A 19,148-nucleotide genomic window follows, 5' to 3' on the forward strand; every position below is an offset into this window, starting at 1 on the left:
AATTGGCTTCTTCGACACCAGTCCATCCTCGGATCAAGAAATTCGACAACACAGGAGATCAAAAATGGCAGCGCATGGCACCCCGCCCCGTGGCATTGATGCGACACGATCGCCGTTGTTCGAAGGCCGCTTCGGTCGCATGTTCCGAAATCTGGCACCCGCAACGTTCGGGGCAAACGACCAGGACAACCGACGCAACCTCAAGGCGCTCGGCGCCGCCATGTCTGCTGACATTGACGAGCCGAAAGATGGGCTCGATGCCGAGGAAAGCGGGATTCCTGCCCTCTATACCTATTTTGGCCAGTTCGTTGATCACGACATCACATTCGATCCCGTCAGCACCTTGCGTAAATCGCTGGATCCCGATGGGCTCGTGGATTTCCGCACGCCGAGCTTTAATCTGGATAATGTCTATGGCCGGGGTCCAGCCGACCAGCCTTACATGTATACGAAGGAAGGCCGCTTCCGCCACGGCGATGCAATGACAGGGGCCGGTGGCCAGTCCGGCCACGATCTGCCGCGCTTCGCCGGACGAGCAATCATCGGCGACCCCCGCAACGATGAAAACAGTCTGGTGTCGCAGCTGCAAGGGCTGATGCTCAACGTGCACAACCGGATGGTCGATGACAATCCGGGCCTGGGTTTTGAAGCGCTCCAGCAGCTCGTCCGCTTCCACTACCAGTATGTTGTCGTGAATGACTTCCTCTCCAGGATCGTTTCGCAACCGATCCTAGACGCACTTAAGACGGACGGCCGCTTCGATCAAAAGCGATTGCGGTACTTTCACTGGCGCAACTTGCCGTTCATGCCAGTAGAGTTTTCGGTCGCCGCCTACAGACTTGGCCATTCGATGGTAAGGCCCGGTTATCGGCTGAACGACGACAAGCTGCTGCCGATCTTCCCACGCGCCGGCAAGCCGCATGAGGAGGCGCTTACCGGCTTCCAGACGATGAAGCCGGGTCGCGCTCTGGACTGGGGTCGATTTATCGACATTGACAAGCGCGCAGGTGGATCGGATCCCGAGACTGGAGATCCTGCCAATGTGCGTCGGCTGCAATTTGCCTACAGGATCGACACATCCCTCGTTGGTTTCCTGCACGATCTGCCGAAAGCCGTGGCGGGCGACCCGCCGGCCTCCCTCGGCGAGCGCAATCTCTTGAGGGGCTGGCTTCTCGGCCTGCCGTCCGGCCAGAGCGTCGCACGTGCCATGGCCATCGAGCCCCTGGCCGATGCGGACATCATAATCGGCAAGGCTGTGGATGCTCCCGAGGATGGTGATGTCGTAGGCCCGATCATCGATGCCGTCACAGCCAAGGGTGGCGACGGCAAGGCCTTCGCCGACAACTGCCCACTTTGGACCTATGTCCTTGCCGAAGCGGCAACAAACAAGACCAACATGGCTATCCCGATTACAGGAGGCGGCACACGTTCCACGCCGCAGCTTGGACCGGTGGGCGGCCATATTGTGGCTGAGGTGTTCCTAGGATTGCTGTTCGGCGACGGCATGTCCTACCTGTCGCTCGATCCTTTGTGGAAGCCTGTGAGCGGGGCAGGCTTCAGACTGAAGGATCTGGTCTCCTACGGGCTCGGCATGGGGCCGTCGCTTCACTACCGGTGAGACAGCGCTCGTTGCAAAATAGACCGCTGTGGCCGATCTCATGCGATCGGCCCTGCGTTCAGCGGCGATATCTGCTTTTGAAGGCCGGCAATAGCCGACCAAGTGACCGAGATGCGGCACAAAGCGGCCGTTCGCGTCGTTCAGGGCGTGCGTCCGCAACGGGCGGTGACCAAATTCCCGCAGCTATTCCTCGCTCCGCTTCTGCGCGATCAGGTCCAGCCGTTCGCGGTCGGAGCGTTCGCGCTCGTCGCGGTTGCGCACGTCCTTGTAGGCGCGTTCGACCATGTTGGTGCGGGCATTTGCCGTGGCGATGAGGCCGGCCTCCTGCCTGGCGCTTTCCAGGCTCGTCTCCTGGCGTACCACCGCCTGGGCGATGCGGCGGTGATAGAGATCGGGGAACAGGCCGGAGAGCGAATTGTCCTGGTCAAAATGGCCGATCAATTCCCTGGCCTCGGCTTCCGCCGCGTTAGCCGCGGCTAGGAAAGTGGCGTGACGGGTCTCGTGGAGCGCCTTCAGCTGTTCCTGCACCTTGACCAGTTTCTTCAGGCGGTCCTTGCGCGTGCTCATCTCACCTCGCCAAAGTCAGGTCGACGAAGCCGTCGACGAACAGCGACAGCATGGTGCCGATGGCGAAATAGAAGATGATCATGCCGCCGGCGATGACGAAGGGCTGGGAGATGAAATAGATCGGGATCTGCGGCGTCAGCTTGTTGACGAAGCCGATCGTCAGATTGACCAGAATGGCATAGGCGACGAACGGGCTGCCGAGGCGGATGACCAGGAAGAAGGTGTCCGACACGGTGTCGGTGATGTCGACCAGGGCGGCCTGCGGGTTGAAGAAGACGTTGACCGGCGCGACCGTGTAGGACGCCACCAAAGCGCGGACGATTTCGTGGTCGAAGTCGAAGACGAACAGCATCAACAGCGCCGAGAACGAGATGATGGCGGCGAGCGCCGCCTGCGGTTCCGGTTCCTCGATCGCCGGCCCGCCCGAGCCGCCATAGCCGATCAGCATGGCGATGGCCGAGCCCATGAAGCGCAATGCCTCCATGTAGAGCCTGGTCATGGCGCCGATCAGCCCACCGACCAGCAGTTCCGATATGATCATCGGCACCAGGATCTGCGGGCGCGGATCGACGAAGGGAATGATGCGGTCCCACAGGAACGCGAGCAGGCCGCCGGTGGCGGCGACCGCCACGAACAGCCTGACCTGCACCGGCACGCGGGCGCTGGATAGGCCCGGCATCAGCATGAAGCAGGCGCCGATGCGGCAGAAGGCGAGGAACGCCGCGATGACGACGCTCTGCGAAAGAACGCTCACGATATGGTCCCGAGCACCCTGATCTCGACGCCCTTGGCGATTTCGACATGCGAGAGCACCGGCAGCGTGGTGAACAGCCGCTCGATGATCATGCGCACATAGGGGCGGGCGTCCGGCGCGGTGACGAGAACGAAGCGCTCGCCCGCCTCGAGGAATTTCTTGATCGCCTTGGTGGCGTCCTGGCCGAATTCCTCGAGCTGGCGCGGGTCGATGTCGAACTCGCGCACCTCGCCCTTGGCGTCGCGCTTGAGGCTTTGATGGAAGGCGAGATCCCAGCGGTTGCCGAGGCGCAGCACCTTGAGCACGCCGCCTTCCGAAAGATCGCCGCAGATCTGCTGGGCCATGCGGATGCGGACGTGCTCGACGATCTGCTCGGTGCGGCGCACATGCGGCGCGATCTCGGCGATGGCCTCGATGATCAGATGCAGATTGCGGATCGAGACGCGCTCGGCTAGCAACAGCTTCAGCACCGCCTGCAGGCCGGGATAGGAGATGTGCGTGGTGCAGATTTCGTCGGCGAGCTTGCGGTATTCCTGGTCCTGGCGTTCGAGCAGCGCCTTCATGTCCTTGTAGGACAGAAGCTGCGGCAGGTTGTTGCGGATGACTTCCGAGAGATGGGTGAGCAGCACGGACATGTTGTCGGCAAAAGTGTAGTTCTCGCGCTTCAAATCCTCGGCGAAGGTTTCCATGACGGAATAGGCGCGCATGCCGAAGGCCGGTTCGCGGATCTCTTCGCCGGGGATTTCGGGTACGTCGCGGCTGCCGAGCAGAACCATGATCTCGCCGACGCGCATCGAATATTCGGCGACCACCGTGCCGTGCACCTTGATCTGATAGCTCTTCGGCGGGATGGCGAAATCGTCGGCGACACGCACTTCCGGCACGACGAAGCCGTATTGCTGGGCGAATTTCTTGCGCATCTTGGCCATGCGGAAGACCAGCTCCTGATGCGAGACCAGAAGCCGGGTCGACAGCTGCTTGCCGATCAGCAGTTCGATCTCGGCGGTGGCGAGCGAGGCCTTGACCGAGTTCTTCTCTTCCTCGGCCTTGGTCGCCTTTTCCTGCGTCTTCAGCGCCTCGGCCTCGGCGAGGACGCGGTTGGCGCGCATCGGGATGATGTAGCCGAGGCCGGCCATGCCACCGGCCAGCGCGAAGAAGGGGAACAGCGGCAGGCCGGGCATCAGGCCGAGCAGCACCAGCAGCGCCGCCGCCACGTAAAGCGCACGCGGATGGGCGCCGAGCTGGCCGAACACGGCCTGGTTGGTCGAGCCGCGGGTGCCGCCCTTGGAAACCAGCAGGCCGGCGGCGAGCGAAACGATCAGCGCCGGGATCTGGGTGACCAGACCGTCGCCGACCGACAGCTTGATGAACACGTCGGCGGCCTGGCCCATGCCCATGCCGTGCCTGATGTAGCCAATGGCGATGCCGCCGACGATGTTGATGGCGGTGATGATGAGGCCGGCGATGGCGTCGCCGCGCACGAATTTCGAGGCGCCGTCCATCGAGCCGAAGAAGGAGCTTTCTTCTTCCAGTTCGCGGCGGCGCAACTGCGCGGTCTTGTCGTCGATCATGCCGGCGGAAAGGTCGGCGTCGATCGACATCTGCTTGCCGGGGATGGCGTCGAGGGTGAAGCGGGCGCCGACTTCGGCGATACGCGTTGCGCCCTTGGTGATGACGATGAAGTTCACCACGATCAGGATCATGAAGACGATGAGGCCGATGACGAAGTCGCTGGCCATCACCAGCTTGGAGAAACCGGCGATGACATAGCCTGCGGCGTGCGTGCCCTCATTGCCATGCGACAGGATCATGCGCGTGGTGGCGATGTTGAGGGATAGCCGCAGCATCGTGGCGATGAGCAGCACGGTCGGGAACGAGGAGAAATCGAGCGGCCGCTGGATCCACAGCGCCACCATCAGGATCAGCACCGAAAGCGCGATCGAGAAGGCGAGGCCGATGTCGATGAGGAAGGCCGGGATCGGCAGGAACAGCACGGCCAGGATGATGACGATGCCGAGCGCGAAGAAGATGTCGCGGCCATTCTTGGCCACCGCGCCGGGCTGGATGCTTTCGCTGATCGCCATGTAAGTCCTCGAACCATAGGCTGCCGCGCATGGGACAGCCCGGCGAGGGTAGTTGGCCAAGCTTGCGCGAGGGTGGGAGAGTGGCTAGATCGACGATCCCGCAAGAAGGAAGACCCATGCTTCTGATCATCGGCACGATCCGTTTGCCTGCCGGAAAGCTGGAGGAAGCAAGGCCGGTGATGGAGCGCATGATCTCGGGCAGCCGCGCCGAGGATGGCTGCCTGGAATATTCCTATGCGCGCGACGTGCTCGATGCGGGGCTGATCCGGGTCACCGAGGTGTGGCGCGACAGGGCGGCGCTCGATGCGCATTTCCGCTCGCCGCACATCGCCGAGTGGCGCGCGAGCTGGCCGGCGCTTGGTATCGGCGAGCGCAATCTCGTGCTGTATGAAGCCGGTGAGCCCATGCCGACCTGATCGACCGCTCTCGGCTGGACAGCAACCGGGGGCAATCAGGACTTGGCTGTGGCGGCTGTGGCGACGCCGACCAGCCAGCGCCTGACGGCGCGTTCTTCCGCTTCCGACAGCCCCTGCGTCAGCTCGCTCTCGATCGCCTGCACGCGCAGACGGCAGGCGTGCAGCAGTGCGCGACCGCTGTCGCTGAGATCGATGTGCTGGATGCGGCCATGCACGGCATGCGGCTTGCGCACCAGCGAGCCGGCCCGTTCGAGATTGGCGACGATGACGCTGAGCGTTTGCGGGGTGAGCAGCGCCATCCGGGCCAGATCGGCATTGGAGAGGCCAGGATAGGCCGCAAGCATGGTCAGCGTGGCAAATTGCGGCTGCGTCACGCCGAGATCGCCCAGTGCCCTGTCCATCCTGAGCCGATGCGCGCCGGCGGCCTGGCGCAGGAGATAGCCGAGATAGCCTTCCTCGCCGCGTTTGCCTTCGCCGGGGGCGGGTATCGATGCGTGCGGATTCGGCTTGCGCATAATGTAAGAGCTCTTATATGTTGTTCGTGCACTGATATTAGGACATTAAGGAGTCCCTGACGATGGGTCATCGGATCTTTCTTGCCGGCGCCTCCGGCGCCATCGGCCAGCGACTGATCCCGCAACTTCTGGCCGCCGGCCATCAGGTGACGGGCACGACGCGCAACGCGGACAAGGCCGCGATATTGCGCGCCCTCGGAGTCGGGCCGGTCGTCGTGGACGTCTTCGATGCCGAGGCGCTCTCGCGCGCGATGCTCGCCGCCAAGCCTGATATCGTCGTCCATCAACTGACCGACCTGCCGCCAGGGCTGGATCCGAGCCGGATGGGCGAGGCGGTCGTGCGCAATGCCCGCATCCGCGACGAAGGCACGCGCAATCTGGTCGCGGCCGCCGTCGCGTCCGGTGTCCGGCGCATGGTGGCGCAAAGCATCGCCTGGGCCTATGCACCAGGCCCGGAACCGCATGACGAAGCCGACCCGTTGGATGGCGGCGCGAGCGGCAATCGCGGCATCAGCGTCGGTGGCGTCATTGCCCTGGAAAAAGCCGTTCTCAACGCGCCATTCGCCGGCGTCGTGCTGCGATATGGCCAGCTCTATGGGCCGGGAACAGGAACCGATACGGCCGCCGGCGCATCGCCGGTGCATGTCGATGCCGCCGCCTATGCCGCGCTGCTCGCGCTCGACAAGGGTGCGCCGGGCGCCTTCAACGTGGCGGAACCCAACCCGGCGGTCTCGACGCAGAAAGCGGTCGATGAACTCGGCTGGCGCCCGGACTTCCGTTTGCCTGCCTGAATTCGGAGACATCGATATGATCGGCAATCAAGGTCGCTTGCGCACCGGCCAATCTCTTATCGCCATCAGCGCCGTAGCGGTCCTGTTCGCGCTTGCGGCAAAGTGGGCCGGCCCGGGTTTCACAGGCGTCGTGCCTGACGGCATGGAAACGCACATACATATGGCAAACGCCGATGCGGACGACACCGCCCGGGCACGGCCGAAGACGGTCGTGACGCCGATCTCCTGCGAGAGACTGCCCAACGTGCCGGGCAAGTCGATCACCACCGCGATCGTGGCGTTTCCGCCAAACGGTTTCACGCCTCGCCACCGGCATCCGGGCTCGGTAAGCGCCTTCGTCCTGAAGGGCACGTTGCGCTCACAGCTACAAGGGAGTCCCGCCGGTACCTACAGCGCGGGGCAGACATGGTTCGAGCCGCCTGGCACCGTCCATCTCTTCGCCGAGAATGCCAGCACCACCGAGCCCGCCGAATTGCTGGCGACATTCATCGCCGACGATGATTGCGGGGCGCTGACCATACCGGACTGACGACAGAACCGATTGCCTCCCGATTATAGCGGGAAGACCTCGTCAGCCGGTTTCACGGCCATAATGGCGCCTTTGATGTCGCCATTGTGGTTGTCATGCCGTGCCACCCGGCGTATCAGGCAGGTCTGCCCTTTGATATCGGCGAGCCGCCCGAGTGCTTTCCAGAAACCAGCCACAAGTCTATGCCCGCCGGCTGCGCGCGGTGCTTCTGCGATCAATTCCGCTGCTCGAGGCGCGCGGCATCGCCGTGGTCATGCTGGCGGGCGTCGTCGGCGTCATGGCGGGCATACTGGTCACGGCGATGAGCCAGATCGTGCAGGATCTACACGGGCTGTTGTTCGGCGTTCAGCCCGGCGGCCGGCTTTCCGGCATGTTCTCGCTCGCCAATCCCATGCAGGCTCTGATCCCGGCGATCGGCGGCGCCCTGCTTGGGTTGACGGTGATATGGCTGCGGCTGCGCAAATTCCGCACCCCGGTCGATCCGATCGAGGCCAACGCGCTCTATGGCGGTCGCATGTCGCTGACCGACACCTTCATCATCGCCGGCCAGACGATGATCTCCAGCGGCTTCGGCGCTTCGGTCGGCCTGGAAGCCGGCTACACGCAGGTCGGCTCCGGCCTGGCGTCGCGGCTGGCGCGCATCTTCAGGCTGCGCCGCAACGATGTCCGCGTCCTTGTCGGCTGCGGTGCGGCCGGGGCCATCGCCGCCGCGTTCGACGCGCCGCTGACCGGCGCCTTCTACGGTTTCGAACTGGTCATCGGCATCTACTCGGTCGCCAATGTCGCACCTGTCATGACGGCCGCGATCTCCGCCTCGCTGACCGCGGAAATGTTCGGCGGCGTGCCGTTTCCGTTGGAGCTTTCTGGGCTGCCGCAACTGACCGCCAGCCAATATGTGCCGTTCCTGCTGCTCGGGCTGCTGGGCGGCGCGGCCTCGATCGCCATCATGCAACTGGTGACGCTGATCGAGCGCGGTTTCAACAGGCTGTCGGTCGATGCCTCGCTGCGCCCCGTCGTCGGCGGTGTCATCGTCGGCCTGCTGGGGCTGATCACGCCGCAGGTGCTGTCCAGCGGCCATGGCGCGCTGCACCGCGAATTCGCCATGAACTATGGGCTGACCGTGGTGGCCAGCGTCTTCGTGCTGAAATTGGCGGCGTCGGCCATCTCGCTGGGCTCCGGCTTTCGCGGCGGCCTGTTCTTCGCCTCGCTGTTCCTCGGCGCGCTGCTCGGCAAGGCATTCGCCGGGGTGATGGCGTTGGTTTCCCCGGCGACCGGTATCGACCCTTCGGTTGCCGCCGTCGTCGGCATGACCTCGCTTGCCGTCGGTGTCGTCGGCGGCCCGCTGACGATGACCTTCCTGGCGCTGGAATCGACCCGCGACCTGACGCTTACCGGGGTCGTGCTGGCCGCCTCGATCATGGCGGCGATCCTGGTGCGCGAAACCTTCGGCTATTCATTCTCGACATGGCGCTTCCATCTGCGCGGCGAGACGATCCGCAGCGCCCACGATGTCGGTTGGATGCGCAGCCTGACCGTCGGCTCGATGATGCGCAAGGACATCAAGACCATCGATGCCGCGACGACGCTGGCGGACTTCCGCAAGCAGATCCCGCTGGGTTCGGCGCAGCGCGTCATCGCCGTCGACCCGGGCGACCAGTATGTCGGCGTGCTGATCGTAGCCGAACTGCATAGCGATCCCGCCGGCGGCGAGGTGCCGGTGCGCGATCTCGCGCAGTACAAGGATGCCGTCCTGGTGCCCAGCATGAACGTGCAGACCGCCGCCGAGACGTTCCAGCGCGCCGGCGCCGAGGAACTGGCCGTCGTCGAGGATTTCACCGACCACATCGTGCTCGGTCTGCTCACCGAGGGCCACCTGATGCGGCGCTATGCCGAGGAACTCGAAAAGGCACGCCGGGACCTTTCGGGCGAAGGATAAGGCTTCTCCCCGCGCGTCCCCTTGTCAATCGGCTGCGCGGCTTACTCATGCGACCTCTCCGACTTGCAGGCTGGCCCAGCTAGTGGCGCCGTGCTGGCGCCCATGGATGGCTTGTCAGTTGTACAGTGGTACTGTACATAGTGTTAAGTGCGGTGAGGAGACGGCATGAGCAAGGGGTCGGACAAGGCTTCGGCGAAAACGGGCGAGACACCGGCCGCGACGCACGCCCACCAAGTGCTGGGCATGCGCCTCAAGAGCCTTCGCCTCGCCCGCAGGCTGTCCCTGCGGGAGCTTGCGGAAGCAACCGGGACGAGCGCCAGTTTCATCAGCCAGCTCGAACGCGGCCTGACAGGGGCCAGCACCGCCTCGCTCAACCAGATGGCCTCGGCGCTCGGCGTCAGCGTCGCCATGCTGTTCGAGGAAAGCACGGCGCAAAACCATGGCGTTCTGAGACGAAGCGAGCGGCCGAGCCTGCCGCCCAGCGACGGCTGCCGCAAGATGCTGCTGTCGCGTCCGCCGCTGAGCGATATGGAGGTCTATGTCGGGGAATTCGACATTGGCGGCTCGACCGGGCCCGATCGTTACACCCACGGCGACGCGCAGGAGATGCTCGTCGTGCTGCGCGGGGTCGTCGAGGTCTCGCTCGGCGACGCCCGTCACGTCCTCGAGGAGGGCGACAGCATCGAATACACGACTTCGACACCGCATCGCTCAGAGAACATCGGCAGTGGCCGAGCCGAAGTGATGTGGATCATCGCGCCGCCGACCTCGGTGCGCGCCGAGCTTGATCAATACACGGCCTGGAAACCGCTCGCGGCCAGGTAGGTCCAATCCAATGCGGGCATCAATGGGAGAATGACAATCATGCAGAAAACGAAAGCTTTGTATCTCAGCGCCGTGATGGCGCTTGGCGTGCTGGCAACCGCAGCGTTCGCACAGGAGAAGCCGGTTGCGGGTGAGGTCAAGGAGGGGTCGCTGAAGGGCAAGACCCTGACGTTCGTCTCCTATGGCGGCATCTACCAGGACGGCCAGGCGGCCGCGCTGAAGGATTTCGTCGACAAGTCCGGCGTCAAGCTGCTCAATGACGGTCCGACCGAGATCGCCAAGCTGCAGGCGCAGGTCGAGTCCGGCAATGTCACCTGGGATGTTGTGGATACCGACGACCTGCCGCCTTACGTCTATTGCGGCAAGCTGTTCCAGAAGCTGGATCTGACGAAGCTCGACGTCTCGAAAATCCCGGAAGGCCAGGTCGGCGAGTGCTCGGTGCCGGCGATGAACTACGGCGTCGTGCTGATGTACAACAAGGAGAAGTACAAGGATAACCCGCCCAAGAGCTGGGCAGACTTCTTCGATACGGCAAAGTTCCCGGGCGTGCGCGGGATCGACGGCTCCGGCAGCCCGACGGGCGGCTTGCTCGAACAGGCGCTTAAGGTCGCCGGCGGCGATCCGAAGGCGATGACGGTGGCCGATATCGACAAGGCCATCGATGTGGTCCGCAAGCTCGGCCCCGATACCATCTTCTGGAAGACGGGTGCTGAATCGCAGCAGCTGGCGGAGTCCGGCGAGGCCGACATGCTGATGATGTGGACCGGCCGCGCCATGACCGCGGTCAAGAACGGCGCCAAATACGCGCCGGCCTGGCAGGATTGGCTGGTGGTGATGGACCAGATGACGATCCCGGTCGGCGTCAAGGATACGGACGCATCCTACGCGCTGCTCAATGCGTATCTCGGCAAGCATGCACAGGAGGTTCTGGCGGAGCAGACGTCCTACACGCCGATCAACAGCGACGCGCAGCCCAAGGTCGACGCTTCCGTCTCCGCCTTCCTGACCAACACGCCGGAGCGCCAGAAGCAGGGCTACAAGCAGAATTTCAAGTTCTGGGTTCCGAACTTCGCGGTGGCGCAGGAAAAGTGGTCGGCGCTGATGGCCGGCAACTGACCGGCTGGCGGAGGCAAAGCCCGTGAGCGCGCTCGAACCGACAACGCCTTCCGTCCTGAAACGGGGTTGGCTATCGCGGCCGTTCGCTCTCACGCTGCCGGCGCTGATTCTGCTGGCAGCCGTCATCGGCTATCCGCTGCTCACCATCGTGTTGCGCAGCCTCTCGGAGCCGCAATGGGGCGTGCAGAATTACCTCTGGTTCTTCGGTGCGCCCGTCAATCTCACGGTGCTCCAACGCACCTTTGTCATCTCGGCATGGGTTACGATCGTCTGCGTGGTCTGCGCCTATCCTTATGCCTATCTGATGACCGCCGTCGGGCCACGTGCGCGGCTCGTCCTGGTGCTCTGCGTGCTCATCCCGTTCTGGGTGAGCGGGGTGGTTCGCACGCTCTCCTGGGTTATCCTCTTGCAGGATTCGGGTGTCATCAATTCGCTGCTGCGCGCGGCCGGGTTCGACGGCATCCGTCTGATCCGCACCCAGACCGGCGTGGTCATCGGCATGGCGCAGGTGCTGTTGCCCTTCATGATCCTGCCGCTCTATTCGGTGATGAAAGGCATCGACCTCAGGCTGATGCGGGCGGCGCAAAGCCTGGGCGCCCGGCCTTCGCGCGCGTTCTTTACGGTGTACCTGCCGCTGTCGCTGCCGGGCGTCTATGCCGGCGCGATCATCGTCTTCATCCTGGCGCTGGGCTTCTACATCACGCCGGCACTGCTCGGCGGCCCGCGCTCGACCATGCTGTCGACGCTGGTGCAGACCCAGGTGCTGAGCCTTTTGCAATGGGGCCGCGGCGGTGCCATGGGCGTGGTGCTTTTGGTCACCACCTTCGTGCTCCTGGCGCTTGCGGCGCCGGTGATGCGGTCCAGGTACCGGGAAGCGGGGCGGCGCTGATGGAAATGAAGCCGCTCACACGCGTCATCCTCGGCCTCGTCTGCCTGCTGGTGGCGATATGGCTTGTCGCGCCGACGCTGGTCGTCGTGCCGATGTCGTTCAACGAGAACAAGTCGCTCGCCTTCCCGCCGCAGGGTTTCTCCTGGCAATGGTACCAGAACTTCTTCACCAATCCGGACTGGATGTCGAGCTTCCTGAACTCGGTGAAGGTCGCCTCGATCGTGGCGGCGCTGGCGACAGTGCTCGGCACGCTTGCCGCCTTCGGCCTCGACCGCATGAAAGCGCGGCCGGCCAACCTCCTGCGCATGCTCATGCTGACGCCTATGGTGGTCCCCGGCGTTGTGCTGGCCATTGGAATCTACGCCGTTTATCTCGACGCCCATCTCGTCGGAACGCTGACTGGCTTTGTCCTCGCCCACACCATCCTTGCGCTTCCCTTCGTGCTGATCGCGGTCTCCGCCAGCCTCGAAGTGTTCGACCGGCGCCTCGAGACGGCGGCGGCGAGCCTCGGCGCGGGAGCGCTGACCGCGTTCCGCACGGTGACCTTGCCGCTGATCCTGCCGGGCATCCTGTCCGGCCTGCTCTTTGCCTTCGCCACCTCCTTCGACGAGATCGTCGTGTCGCTGTTCATCACCAACCCCTACCTCAAGACCTTGCCCGTGCAGATATTCTCTTCCATTACCCGCGACGCCGACCCGACGGTTGCCGCCGTCGGGACGATCCTGCTTTTGGCCACCACGATCCTGATCGGCGGCGGCATGCTTCTTCTTGGCCGCGAGCGGAAAGGACCCCTATGAAGCCGGGACAGGAGAGCAAGGGCGCGGCGATCGATCTCGAATCGATCAGCAAGGCGTATGGCGGCTTCAAGGCGTTGGACGGCGTGTCGCTGCGCATCGAGCCCGGCGAGTTCATGACGCTGCTCGGCCCGAGCGGTTCCGGCAAGACCACGACGCTGAATGTCGTGGCCGGCTTCACCGATCTGACGAGCGGCAAGCTGCTGGTCGGCGGCAGGAACGTCGTCGGCGTGCCGGCGCACAAGCGCAACATCGGTGTCGTCTTCCAGCACTACGCGCTGTTCCCGCATATGAGCGTCGGCCGCAACGTCGCCTATCCGCTGACGCTGCGCGGCGTCGATCAGGCAGAGCGAAAGGCGCGCGTGGCAAGGGCGCTCGACATGGTCAAGATGGGCGACTTCGCGCATCGCTATCCCAGCGAATTGTCGGGCGGACAGCAACAGCGCGTGGCGCTGGCCCGCGCCATCGTCTTCGACCCACCGCTGTTGCTCATGGACGAGCCGCTCGGCGCGCTCGACAAGAAGCTGCGCGAATGGCTGCAGCTCGAGATCAAGCGCATTCACCGCGAGCTCGGCACCACCTTCGTCTATGTGACGCACGACCAGGAGGAGGCGCTGGTTCTGTCGGACCGCATCGCCGTGTTCAATCGCGGGCGCATCGAGCAGGTCGGCACCGGCCGCGAACTCTACGACGAACCGGCGACGCTGTTCGTCGGCCGCTTCATCGGCGACTCCACGGTGCTGCGCGGAGAGGCGCGAAGCGACGGCACGAGCACGGCGCTGCGCATTGCCGGCGAGACGGTGACGGCACCGCGCCGGATCGCCGGCGAAGCCAGCCCGGTCATGTTGCTGCGCCCCGAAAAGCTCGCCATCCGCCGGTCCGGCCAGGACGCGGCAGGCACCACCAACCGGCTGCCGGGGACGATCGCGGAGGCCATCTATCTCGGCTCGGGATCGAAATACGAAGTCAGGCTCGCCGACGGCTCCGTGGCGATCGTGCGCTCACCGCTGACCGGCGACAGCTTCGGCCTCGGCGACAAGGTGGAGCTCTGCTTCGACGGTGCCGACGCCAAGCTTCTGGCCGACGACAGCTCGGCCGATGCGACGCTGACCTGATCCAATCAATTCGAAAGTCATCCCATGCAAGCCAAGCGCAACGGCGACATATCGTTCTGGTATGCGGACCTGGGAGGGGTTCCCGCGCCCCGGCCACCCTTGCCCGGTGATATCGAGGCAGATGTCGCGATCGTCGGTGCCGGCTATACCGGCCTGTGGACCGCCTATTATCTGAAGAAGGCGAGGCCCTCGCTGCGCATCGCGCTGATCGAGCGCGAGTTTGCCGGTTTCGGCGCTTCGGGCCGCAATGGCGGCTGGCTGTCGGGCGGCTTCTCCTGGTCGCGCGAAAAATATCTCAAGACCTCGACCCGGCAAGGTGTCAGCGCCATGCAGGCGGCCATGGCGGGCTGCGTCGACGAGGTGATCCGGGTGGCGAGCGCGGAAGGGATCGATGCCGATATCCGCCGCGTCGACAACCTGACGGTGGCCACCAATCCCGCGCAGCTAGAACGCGCGCGCGAAGAGTGCGAAACGATCCGCGCCTGGGATATCGATCCGAGCCGCGTCGAGATGCTGGATCAAGCGACGACGCGGGCGCGCATCAACATCCGCAATGTCATGGGCGGCTTCGTCGTCCACGGCCAGGCGCGGGTGCAGCCGGCCAAGCTGGTGCGTGGACTTGCCGCCGTCGTCGAGCGCCTGGGCGTGGCGATCTACGAACAGACGACGGTGACGGCCATCGCCAAGGGCAGCGTGACGACGAACCGCGGCACGGTGCGGGCGGAAACCATCATCCGCGCGACAGAAGGTTTTACCGCGGGCATTCCCGGCGAAGAGCGGACCTGGCTGGCGCTCAACAGCGCGCAGATCGTCACCGAACCGCTGTCCGAGGCGCTTTGGCGCCAGATCGGCTGGGAGGGTCACGAGCTTCTCGGCAATGCCGCCCACGCCTATTGCTATGCCCAGCGCACGCGCGAGGGGCGCATCACCATGGGCGGGCGCGGCGTGCCCTATCGCTACGGCTCGCGCACCGACGTCAATGGGCAGACGCAGCAGGCTACGATCGACCAGCTGCATCAGATCCTGACGACGCTGTTGCCGCAGACGGCGAGCTGCCGCATCGAGCACGCCTGGTGCGGCGTGCTCGGCGTGCCGCGCGACTGGTGCACGACCGTCGGGCTCGATACCGCGACCCGCATCGGCTGGGCCGGTGGCTATGTCGGGCTTGGCGTCTCGAGCTCCAATCTTTCGGGTCGCACGCTCGCCGACCTGATCCTCGGCCAGGACACCGAGCTTACAAAGCTGCCCTGGGTCAACCGCAAGGTCAGGCCATGGGAGCCGGAGCCGTTCCGCTGGCTCGGCGTGCATTCGATGTACCAGCTTTATCGCATCGCCGACGGGCGCGAGGCCGCCGGGCTTGCGCATACGTCGAAACTGGCCGCGCTCGCCGACGGCATTACCGGCCACTGACTGATGGAGACCAGTTTGATCGACCTTTCGACCTTCCACGATCTCGCCAAGGCCGACATCGGCGCGTTCTCACCCAAGCCCACCTCCATCGAGGGGGACCAGGTCGAGGCGGTGCGCTCGCTTTTCCAATCGCCGGACGGGACCGTCGACATCGGCATCTGGGAATGCACGCCCGGCCGCTTCACCGCCGACCGCACGGGTTCGTCGGAGATATGCCATATCATTTCGGGGCGGGTCGAGGTGAGCCGCGCCGACGGCGAGGCGCGTGAACTGGGGCCAGGCGACCTTCTCGTGCTGCCGCGGGGATGGAAGGGCGAATGGCGCATCCGCGAGACCACGCGCAAGCTCTACATGATCCAGTCGGCCGGCTGATCGGCTGATATCAGCTAGGCGGGGTCAGTGCTCGATCGGCCCCTTGGCCATCACCAGTGCTGTGCCGGCGGTGGTCGGACGCTCGATGACGCGACGCACGCGCGGCGGCTCGTCGCCGCTGTGCAGCGCCCGCAAGCGCTCGCCGACCATGGCGTCGGCATGGGTGATGCGGCCATTGTGGCGCACATATTCGAGCCAGGTCGGCGTGTGGTAGTGCTCGATCCATATCGAGGGATTTTCGAGATCGCGCGCCAGTGTCCAGTTGCGGGCGCCGTCGCGGCGGCGGATGCGGCCGCGTTCGGCCATGGTGGCGAGGAATTCCGCCTCGTCCTCGTGGCGGATGATGTATTCGATCATAATGGCGATGGGGCCGCTGCGCGGCTTCAGGTCGAGCGCCAGATGCGGCTCCTTGAAGCGGTTGAGCGGGTCGAGGTTCAGCACCTGCTGCTGCGGCAGCGGCAGGACAAGACCGATGGCGCCGCCGGCCAGCATGGCGATGGCGGCGGCGATCAGCGCCGTCTCGGCGCCATGCGCATCGGCGACGACGCCCCAGATCCAGCTGCCCAGCGCGATGCCACCGAAGGTCGCGGTCTGGTAGACCGACAGCACCCGGCCGACCACCCAGCGCGGCGTCGCCATCTGCACGGTGACGTTGAAGTGCGAGAGCGCGATCACCCAGCAGGCACCGCCGACCAGCAGGCCGAGCGACGTCTGCCAGGCGTGATGGCTGAGCGCGGCATTGAAGGCGCAGACGGCGAAGCCGGCGAAGGCACAGCGCACCATCGTCTCGCTGGAGAGCAGCTGCCGCAGCCGCACGCTGATCAGCGCGCCGCCGACGGCGCCGATGCCGAAGGCGCCCAGCATAATGCCGTAGGTCAAGGCATCGCCCTTGACGACGTCGCGTGCCACCAGCGGCAAGAGTGCCAGGACGGCGCCGGCGGAGAAGCCGAAGGCTGCGCCCCTGACCAGCACCTTGCCGATGTTGGGGGACATGGCGACATAGCGCAGGCCGGCACCCATGGCAGCGCCCAGCGACTCGCGCGGCAAGTTCGACACCGGCACATCCGGCTTCCAGCGGGCCATCACGATGATGAGGCCGATATAGCTCACCGCGTTCGCCGCGAAGGCGGCCGCGGCGCCGGCGGCCGCGACGATGATGCCGCCGATCGCCGGGCCGACGCTGCGTGTCAGGTTGAAGCCCATGGAGTTCAGCGCGACGGCCGCGGGCACCTTGTTGCGGGGTACCATGTCGCCGACGGACGCCTGCCAGGACGGGCTGTTGAGCGCCGTGCCGCTGTCGATCAGGAAAGTGAAGGCAAGCAGCGTCCAGGGCGTGAGCAAATTGTAATAGGTGAACACCGTCAGAAGCACCGAAACGACCAGCATGAAGGTCTGCGCCACCAGCATCACCTTGCGCCGGTCGAAGCTGTCGGCGATGGCGCCGGCGACAAGCGCGAACAACATGATCGGCAAGGTCGTCGAGGCCTGGACCAGGGCGACCTGATAGGGCGAAGTGGCGATCGTGGTCATCATCCAGGCGGCGCCGACGCCCTGGATCAGGCCACCGAAATTGGAAACGAGACTTGCCGACCAGACGGCGCGGAAAATGCCATGCCGAAACGGCGCCAGCGCCGAAACGCCTTCGCTGTCCGGTTTCTCGTCAATCATGGATGGGTTCCTGCCAGAGCGTGCTGATCCTTGCGGTTTCTCCGCATCGTTTGCCGAAACTATGGCATTGCGCCGCAAAGGGCGAACGTCATGCGCGGAAGATCATGGTCCAACAAGGGGATAGAGGAGGGCCAGCTTTGCTGTGAGGGGCCGGGTTCATCCGCGCGCAGCATGCCTTGCATGCCGCGATGAAATCGGCCGATAGCTGGAGCCGTTCTTTCGCGCCTTCATGTTCTGAAGCGGAATGTGCTTTTCCGCGACTTCTTCAGAACCCGTTCTGGATGCGCTGGAAGATGACGTTGGTGAAGGCCGATATCTGGCCGCCAATGAACGGGCCTGTGAGCGCCACCACCAGCATGATGGCGACGATCTTCGGCACAAAAGTCAGGGTGATTTCCTGGATCTGCGTCAGCGCCTGGATGAGGGCGATGCCGATGCCGACCGCCATGGCGACCAGCACCACCGGAGCGGACGCGGTCAGCACCGTCCACACAGCGTACTGGACGATGTCGAGGGCGTCGGCCTCGTTCATGCGGGCGGTTGGCCTAGCTTGCCGGCTTGATCGACACGCCCGGGCCGACGGGGACCTTGGTGCCATCCTGCAGCACCGCGATCAGTCCGCTGCTGGCGAGCGTCACCGAAGCCACTGTTCCGGTGGTCTTGCCGTCGGCCGACGTGATCGAGCGGCCGATGATCGCATCGGCCTGCGACAGCGCGGAGGACTGCATGATCTGGTCGAGCTTGGTGTTGGTCTGCACCGATTGCTCGACCTGCGAGAAGGTAGCGAGCTGGGCGACGTACTGCGTCGAGTCCATCGGCTTGGTCGGATCCTGGTTCTTCATCTCGGCAATCAGAAGCTTCAGGAAGGACTGGTAGTCGACCGCCGTCTTCGAGGTCGACGTGGTGGTCGAATTGGCGCCAACCGGTATCGTCGTCGTCATGTCCACGGTCATCAGTAGCGTGCTCCCACGGCCAGCGGGCGCGGTTCGCCCGGAACATCGTCATTGCCGCCAAGCGCGCGGCGTTCGAGAGGATAGAGCGAACGGATCGCCTTCAATGCCTCGTAAATATGATCCTCGCCGACCATACGGTCGATCTGCTTCAGTGCGCTGCAGATATCGGCGTCCTCGAAACTTGCGATGAGCAACGGCAGCGAGCGGCGGAACATTTCGCGGGCGTCATCAGCGCCGGCCGGGTTGATCAGCATGACCTGCACGATGAAGTAAAGCTGCCTGAGCGGCGTCGACGCCTGGTCGGCCTGAATCACATGACCTTCGAGCAGGAACTGCACGTCGTTCATCAGTTCAATGGTGACCTTACGGTCGACGCGGATGACCGCGCCGTTGATATAGATCTTCTCGTTGGGCTTCAGCGATATCTTCAGCGTGTTGGTCATTGAATGCCGTCGCGGATGATCTGGGACACTTCGATCAGCCCTTCGAAATTGTTTGTGCGGCCCTGGCGGATGTCCTCCGCCTCGCGCAGCAGCCAAAGGCCGATGGAAATCAGGTTGGCACGCAATTCCTTGGGAAGCGCATTGTCGCTGGAGCCAAGATCCTCGACGAAGATTGTCCAGACGCGGTTGGTGAAATTCAGCGCCTCGATCGCCTCCATCGAATCCTGGCCGGCCGTGGCGGCCGCCGACAGCATGTCGATCGAGCGAGTCAGGAGTTCGCGCTCACGGTCCTTGGCGTCCGAGACGGAGGTGCTTTGGACGTCGGCGTAGGAGAATTGATACATCGTCGGCTC

Annotated in this window: 21 protein-coding genes; 12 read left to right on the forward strand and 9 right to left on the reverse strand. The window is 64.5% G+C overall.

The annotated features are described in order from the left end of the window. Window positions 1-64: 64 nt before the first annotated feature. Entirely contained in the window at window positions 65-1,618 is a 1,554-nt protein-coding gene (locus JG747_RS10515; protein ID WP_202361730.1) for a peroxidase family protein, read from the forward strand. Window positions 1,619-1,801: 183 nt separating this feature from the next. On the opposite strand, the gene JG747_RS10520 is transcribed toward JG747_RS10515, so the two are convergent. From JG747_RS10520 to flhA, 3 genes are read right to left on the reverse strand one after another with little or no spacing between them, the layout of a single operon-like run. Continuing rightward, window positions 1,802-2,185 (reverse strand): hypothetical protein, encoded by a 384-nt coding sequence (locus JG747_RS10520; RefSeq protein WP_064980747.1) that lies wholly within the window; start codon window positions 2,183-2,185, stop codon window positions 1,802-1,804. Window position 2,186: 1 nt separating this feature from the next. Further along, complete coding sequence (gene fliR, locus JG747_RS10525) at window positions 2,187-2,939, reverse strand: flagellar biosynthetic protein FliR (RefSeq protein WP_038649353.1); 753 nt, start codon at window positions 2,937-2,939, stop codon at window positions 2,187-2,189. Next, the gene (gene flhA, locus JG747_RS10530) at window positions 2,936-5,023 is read right to left on the reverse strand and encodes a flagellar biosynthesis protein FlhA (RefSeq protein WP_019860996.1); all 2,088 of its coding nucleotides are present in this window, start codon (window positions 5,021-5,023) and stop codon (window positions 2,936-2,938) included. Before flhA ends, fliR begins: the two co-directional genes overlap by 4 nt. A 116-nt stretch (window positions 5,024-5,139) precedes the next feature. On the opposite strand from flhA, the gene JG747_RS10535 reads away from it, so the two are divergent. Then, window positions 5,140-5,439, forward strand: a complete 300-nt coding sequence (locus JG747_RS10535; RefSeq protein ID WP_019860995.1) for a putative quinol monooxygenase — start codon at window positions 5,140-5,142, stop codon at window positions 5,437-5,439. Window positions 5,440-5,474: 35 nt separating this feature from the next. Here the strand turns inward: JG747_RS10535 and JG747_RS10540 are convergent, their stop codons facing one another. Then, window positions 5,475-5,954 carry a MarR family winged helix-turn-helix transcriptional regulator gene (locus JG747_RS10540; protein ID WP_019860993.1) on the reverse strand — a complete coding sequence of 160 codons (480 nt, stop codon included), beginning with the start codon at window positions 5,952-5,954 and terminating at the stop codon, window positions 5,475-5,477. Window positions 5,955-6,016: 62 nt separating this feature from the next. Here JG747_RS10540 and JG747_RS10545 point away from each other — a divergent pair, with 62 nt between their 5' ends. From JG747_RS10545 to JG747_RS10590, 10 genes are all read left to right on the forward strand, one after another. Continuing rightward, window positions 6,017-6,745: an NAD-dependent epimerase/dehydratase family protein gene (locus JG747_RS10545; protein WP_019860992.1), complete on the forward strand. Its 729-nt coding sequence runs from the start codon at window positions 6,017-6,019 to the stop codon at window positions 6,743-6,745. Window positions 6,746-6,761: 16 nt separating this feature from the next. Then, entirely contained in the window at window positions 6,762-7,274 is a 513-nt protein-coding gene (locus JG747_RS10550) for a cupin domain-containing protein (RefSeq protein ID WP_019860991.1), read from the forward strand. A gap of 154 nt (window positions 7,275-7,428) precedes the next feature. Beyond that, a complete protein-coding gene (locus tag JG747_RS10555; protein WP_019860990.1) occupies window positions 7,429-9,210 on the forward strand; it encodes a chloride channel protein in 1,782 nt (593 codons plus the stop codon). Window positions 9,211-9,375: 165 nt separating this feature from the next. Beyond that, complete coding sequence (locus JG747_RS10560) at window positions 9,376-10,035, forward strand: helix-turn-helix domain-containing protein (protein ID WP_019860989.1); 660 nt, start codon at window positions 9,376-9,378, stop codon at window positions 10,033-10,035. Window positions 10,036-10,074: 39 nt separating this feature from the next. Beyond that, entirely contained in the window at window positions 10,075-11,151 is a 1,077-nt protein-coding gene (locus JG747_RS10565) for an extracellular solute-binding protein (protein WP_202361731.1), read from the forward strand. Between the two features lie 22 nt (window positions 11,152-11,173). Next, complete coding sequence (locus JG747_RS10570) at window positions 11,174-12,040, forward strand: ABC transporter permease (protein WP_038649343.1); 867 nt, start codon at window positions 11,174-11,176, stop codon at window positions 12,038-12,040. Next, complete coding sequence (locus JG747_RS10575) at window positions 12,040-12,837, forward strand: ABC transporter permease (RefSeq protein WP_038649340.1); 798 nt, start codon at window positions 12,040-12,042, stop codon at window positions 12,835-12,837. Before JG747_RS10570 ends, JG747_RS10575 begins: the two co-directional genes overlap by 1 nt. Next, window positions 12,834-13,949, forward strand: coding sequence for an ABC transporter ATP-binding protein (locus JG747_RS10580; RefSeq protein WP_019860981.1), 1,116 nt, complete (start codon window positions 12,834-12,836; stop codon window positions 13,947-13,949). The genes JG747_RS10575 and JG747_RS10580 overlap by 4 nt, the downstream gene beginning before the upstream one ends. Window positions 13,950-13,973: 24 nt before the next feature. Next, window positions 13,974-15,359, forward strand: coding sequence for an NAD(P)/FAD-dependent oxidoreductase (locus JG747_RS10585; RefSeq protein WP_202361732.1), 1,386 nt, complete (start codon window positions 13,974-13,976; stop codon window positions 15,357-15,359). A 3-nt stretch (window positions 15,360-15,362) separates the two neighbouring features. After that, window positions 15,363-15,731 (forward strand): cupin domain-containing protein, encoded by a 369-nt coding sequence (locus JG747_RS10590; protein ID WP_019860978.1) that lies wholly within the window; start codon window positions 15,363-15,365, stop codon window positions 15,729-15,731. Between the two features lie 24 nt (window positions 15,732-15,755). Here JG747_RS10590 and JG747_RS10595 read toward each other — a convergent pair whose 3' ends face one another. The 5 genes from JG747_RS10595 to flaF all read right to left on the reverse strand — a co-directional run bounded on the left by JG747_RS10595 (window position 15,756) and on the right by flaF (window position 19,139). Further along, complete coding sequence (locus JG747_RS10595; RefSeq protein WP_202361733.1) at window positions 15,756-17,399, reverse strand: MFS transporter; 1,644 nt, start codon at window positions 17,397-17,399, stop codon at window positions 15,756-15,758. Window positions 17,400-17,664: 265 nt separating this feature from the next. Further along, window positions 17,665-17,931: a flagellar biosynthesis protein FliQ gene (gene fliQ / locus JG747_RS10600; protein WP_010911298.1), complete on the reverse strand. Its 267-nt coding sequence runs from the start codon at window positions 17,929-17,931 to the stop codon at window positions 17,665-17,667. A 13-nt stretch (window positions 17,932-17,944) separates the two neighbouring features. Continuing rightward, the gene (gene flgD, locus JG747_RS10605; protein ID WP_019860975.1) at window positions 17,945-18,352 is read right to left on the reverse strand and encodes a flagellar hook assembly protein FlgD; all 408 of its coding nucleotides are present in this window, start codon (window positions 18,350-18,352) and stop codon (window positions 17,945-17,947) included. Further along, window positions 18,352-18,795 (reverse strand): flagellar biosynthesis repressor FlbT, encoded by a 444-nt coding sequence (gene flbT, locus JG747_RS10610; RefSeq protein WP_038649334.1) that lies wholly within the window; start codon window positions 18,793-18,795, stop codon window positions 18,352-18,354. Before flbT ends, flgD begins: the two co-directional genes overlap by 1 nt. Further along, window positions 18,792-19,139 (reverse strand): flagellar biosynthesis regulator FlaF, encoded by a 348-nt coding sequence (gene flaF, locus JG747_RS10615; protein WP_019860973.1) that lies wholly within the window; start codon window positions 19,137-19,139, stop codon window positions 18,792-18,794. The genes flbT and flaF overlap by 4 nt, the downstream gene beginning before the upstream one ends. Between the last annotated feature and the right edge of the window lie 9 nt (window positions 19,140-19,148).

The sequence above is a fragment of the Mesorhizobium sp. 131-3-5 genome, from assembly GCF_016756575.1.
Taxonomy (GTDB): Bacteria; Pseudomonadota; Alphaproteobacteria; order Rhizobiales; family Rhizobiaceae; genus Mesorhizobium; species Mesorhizobium jarvisii.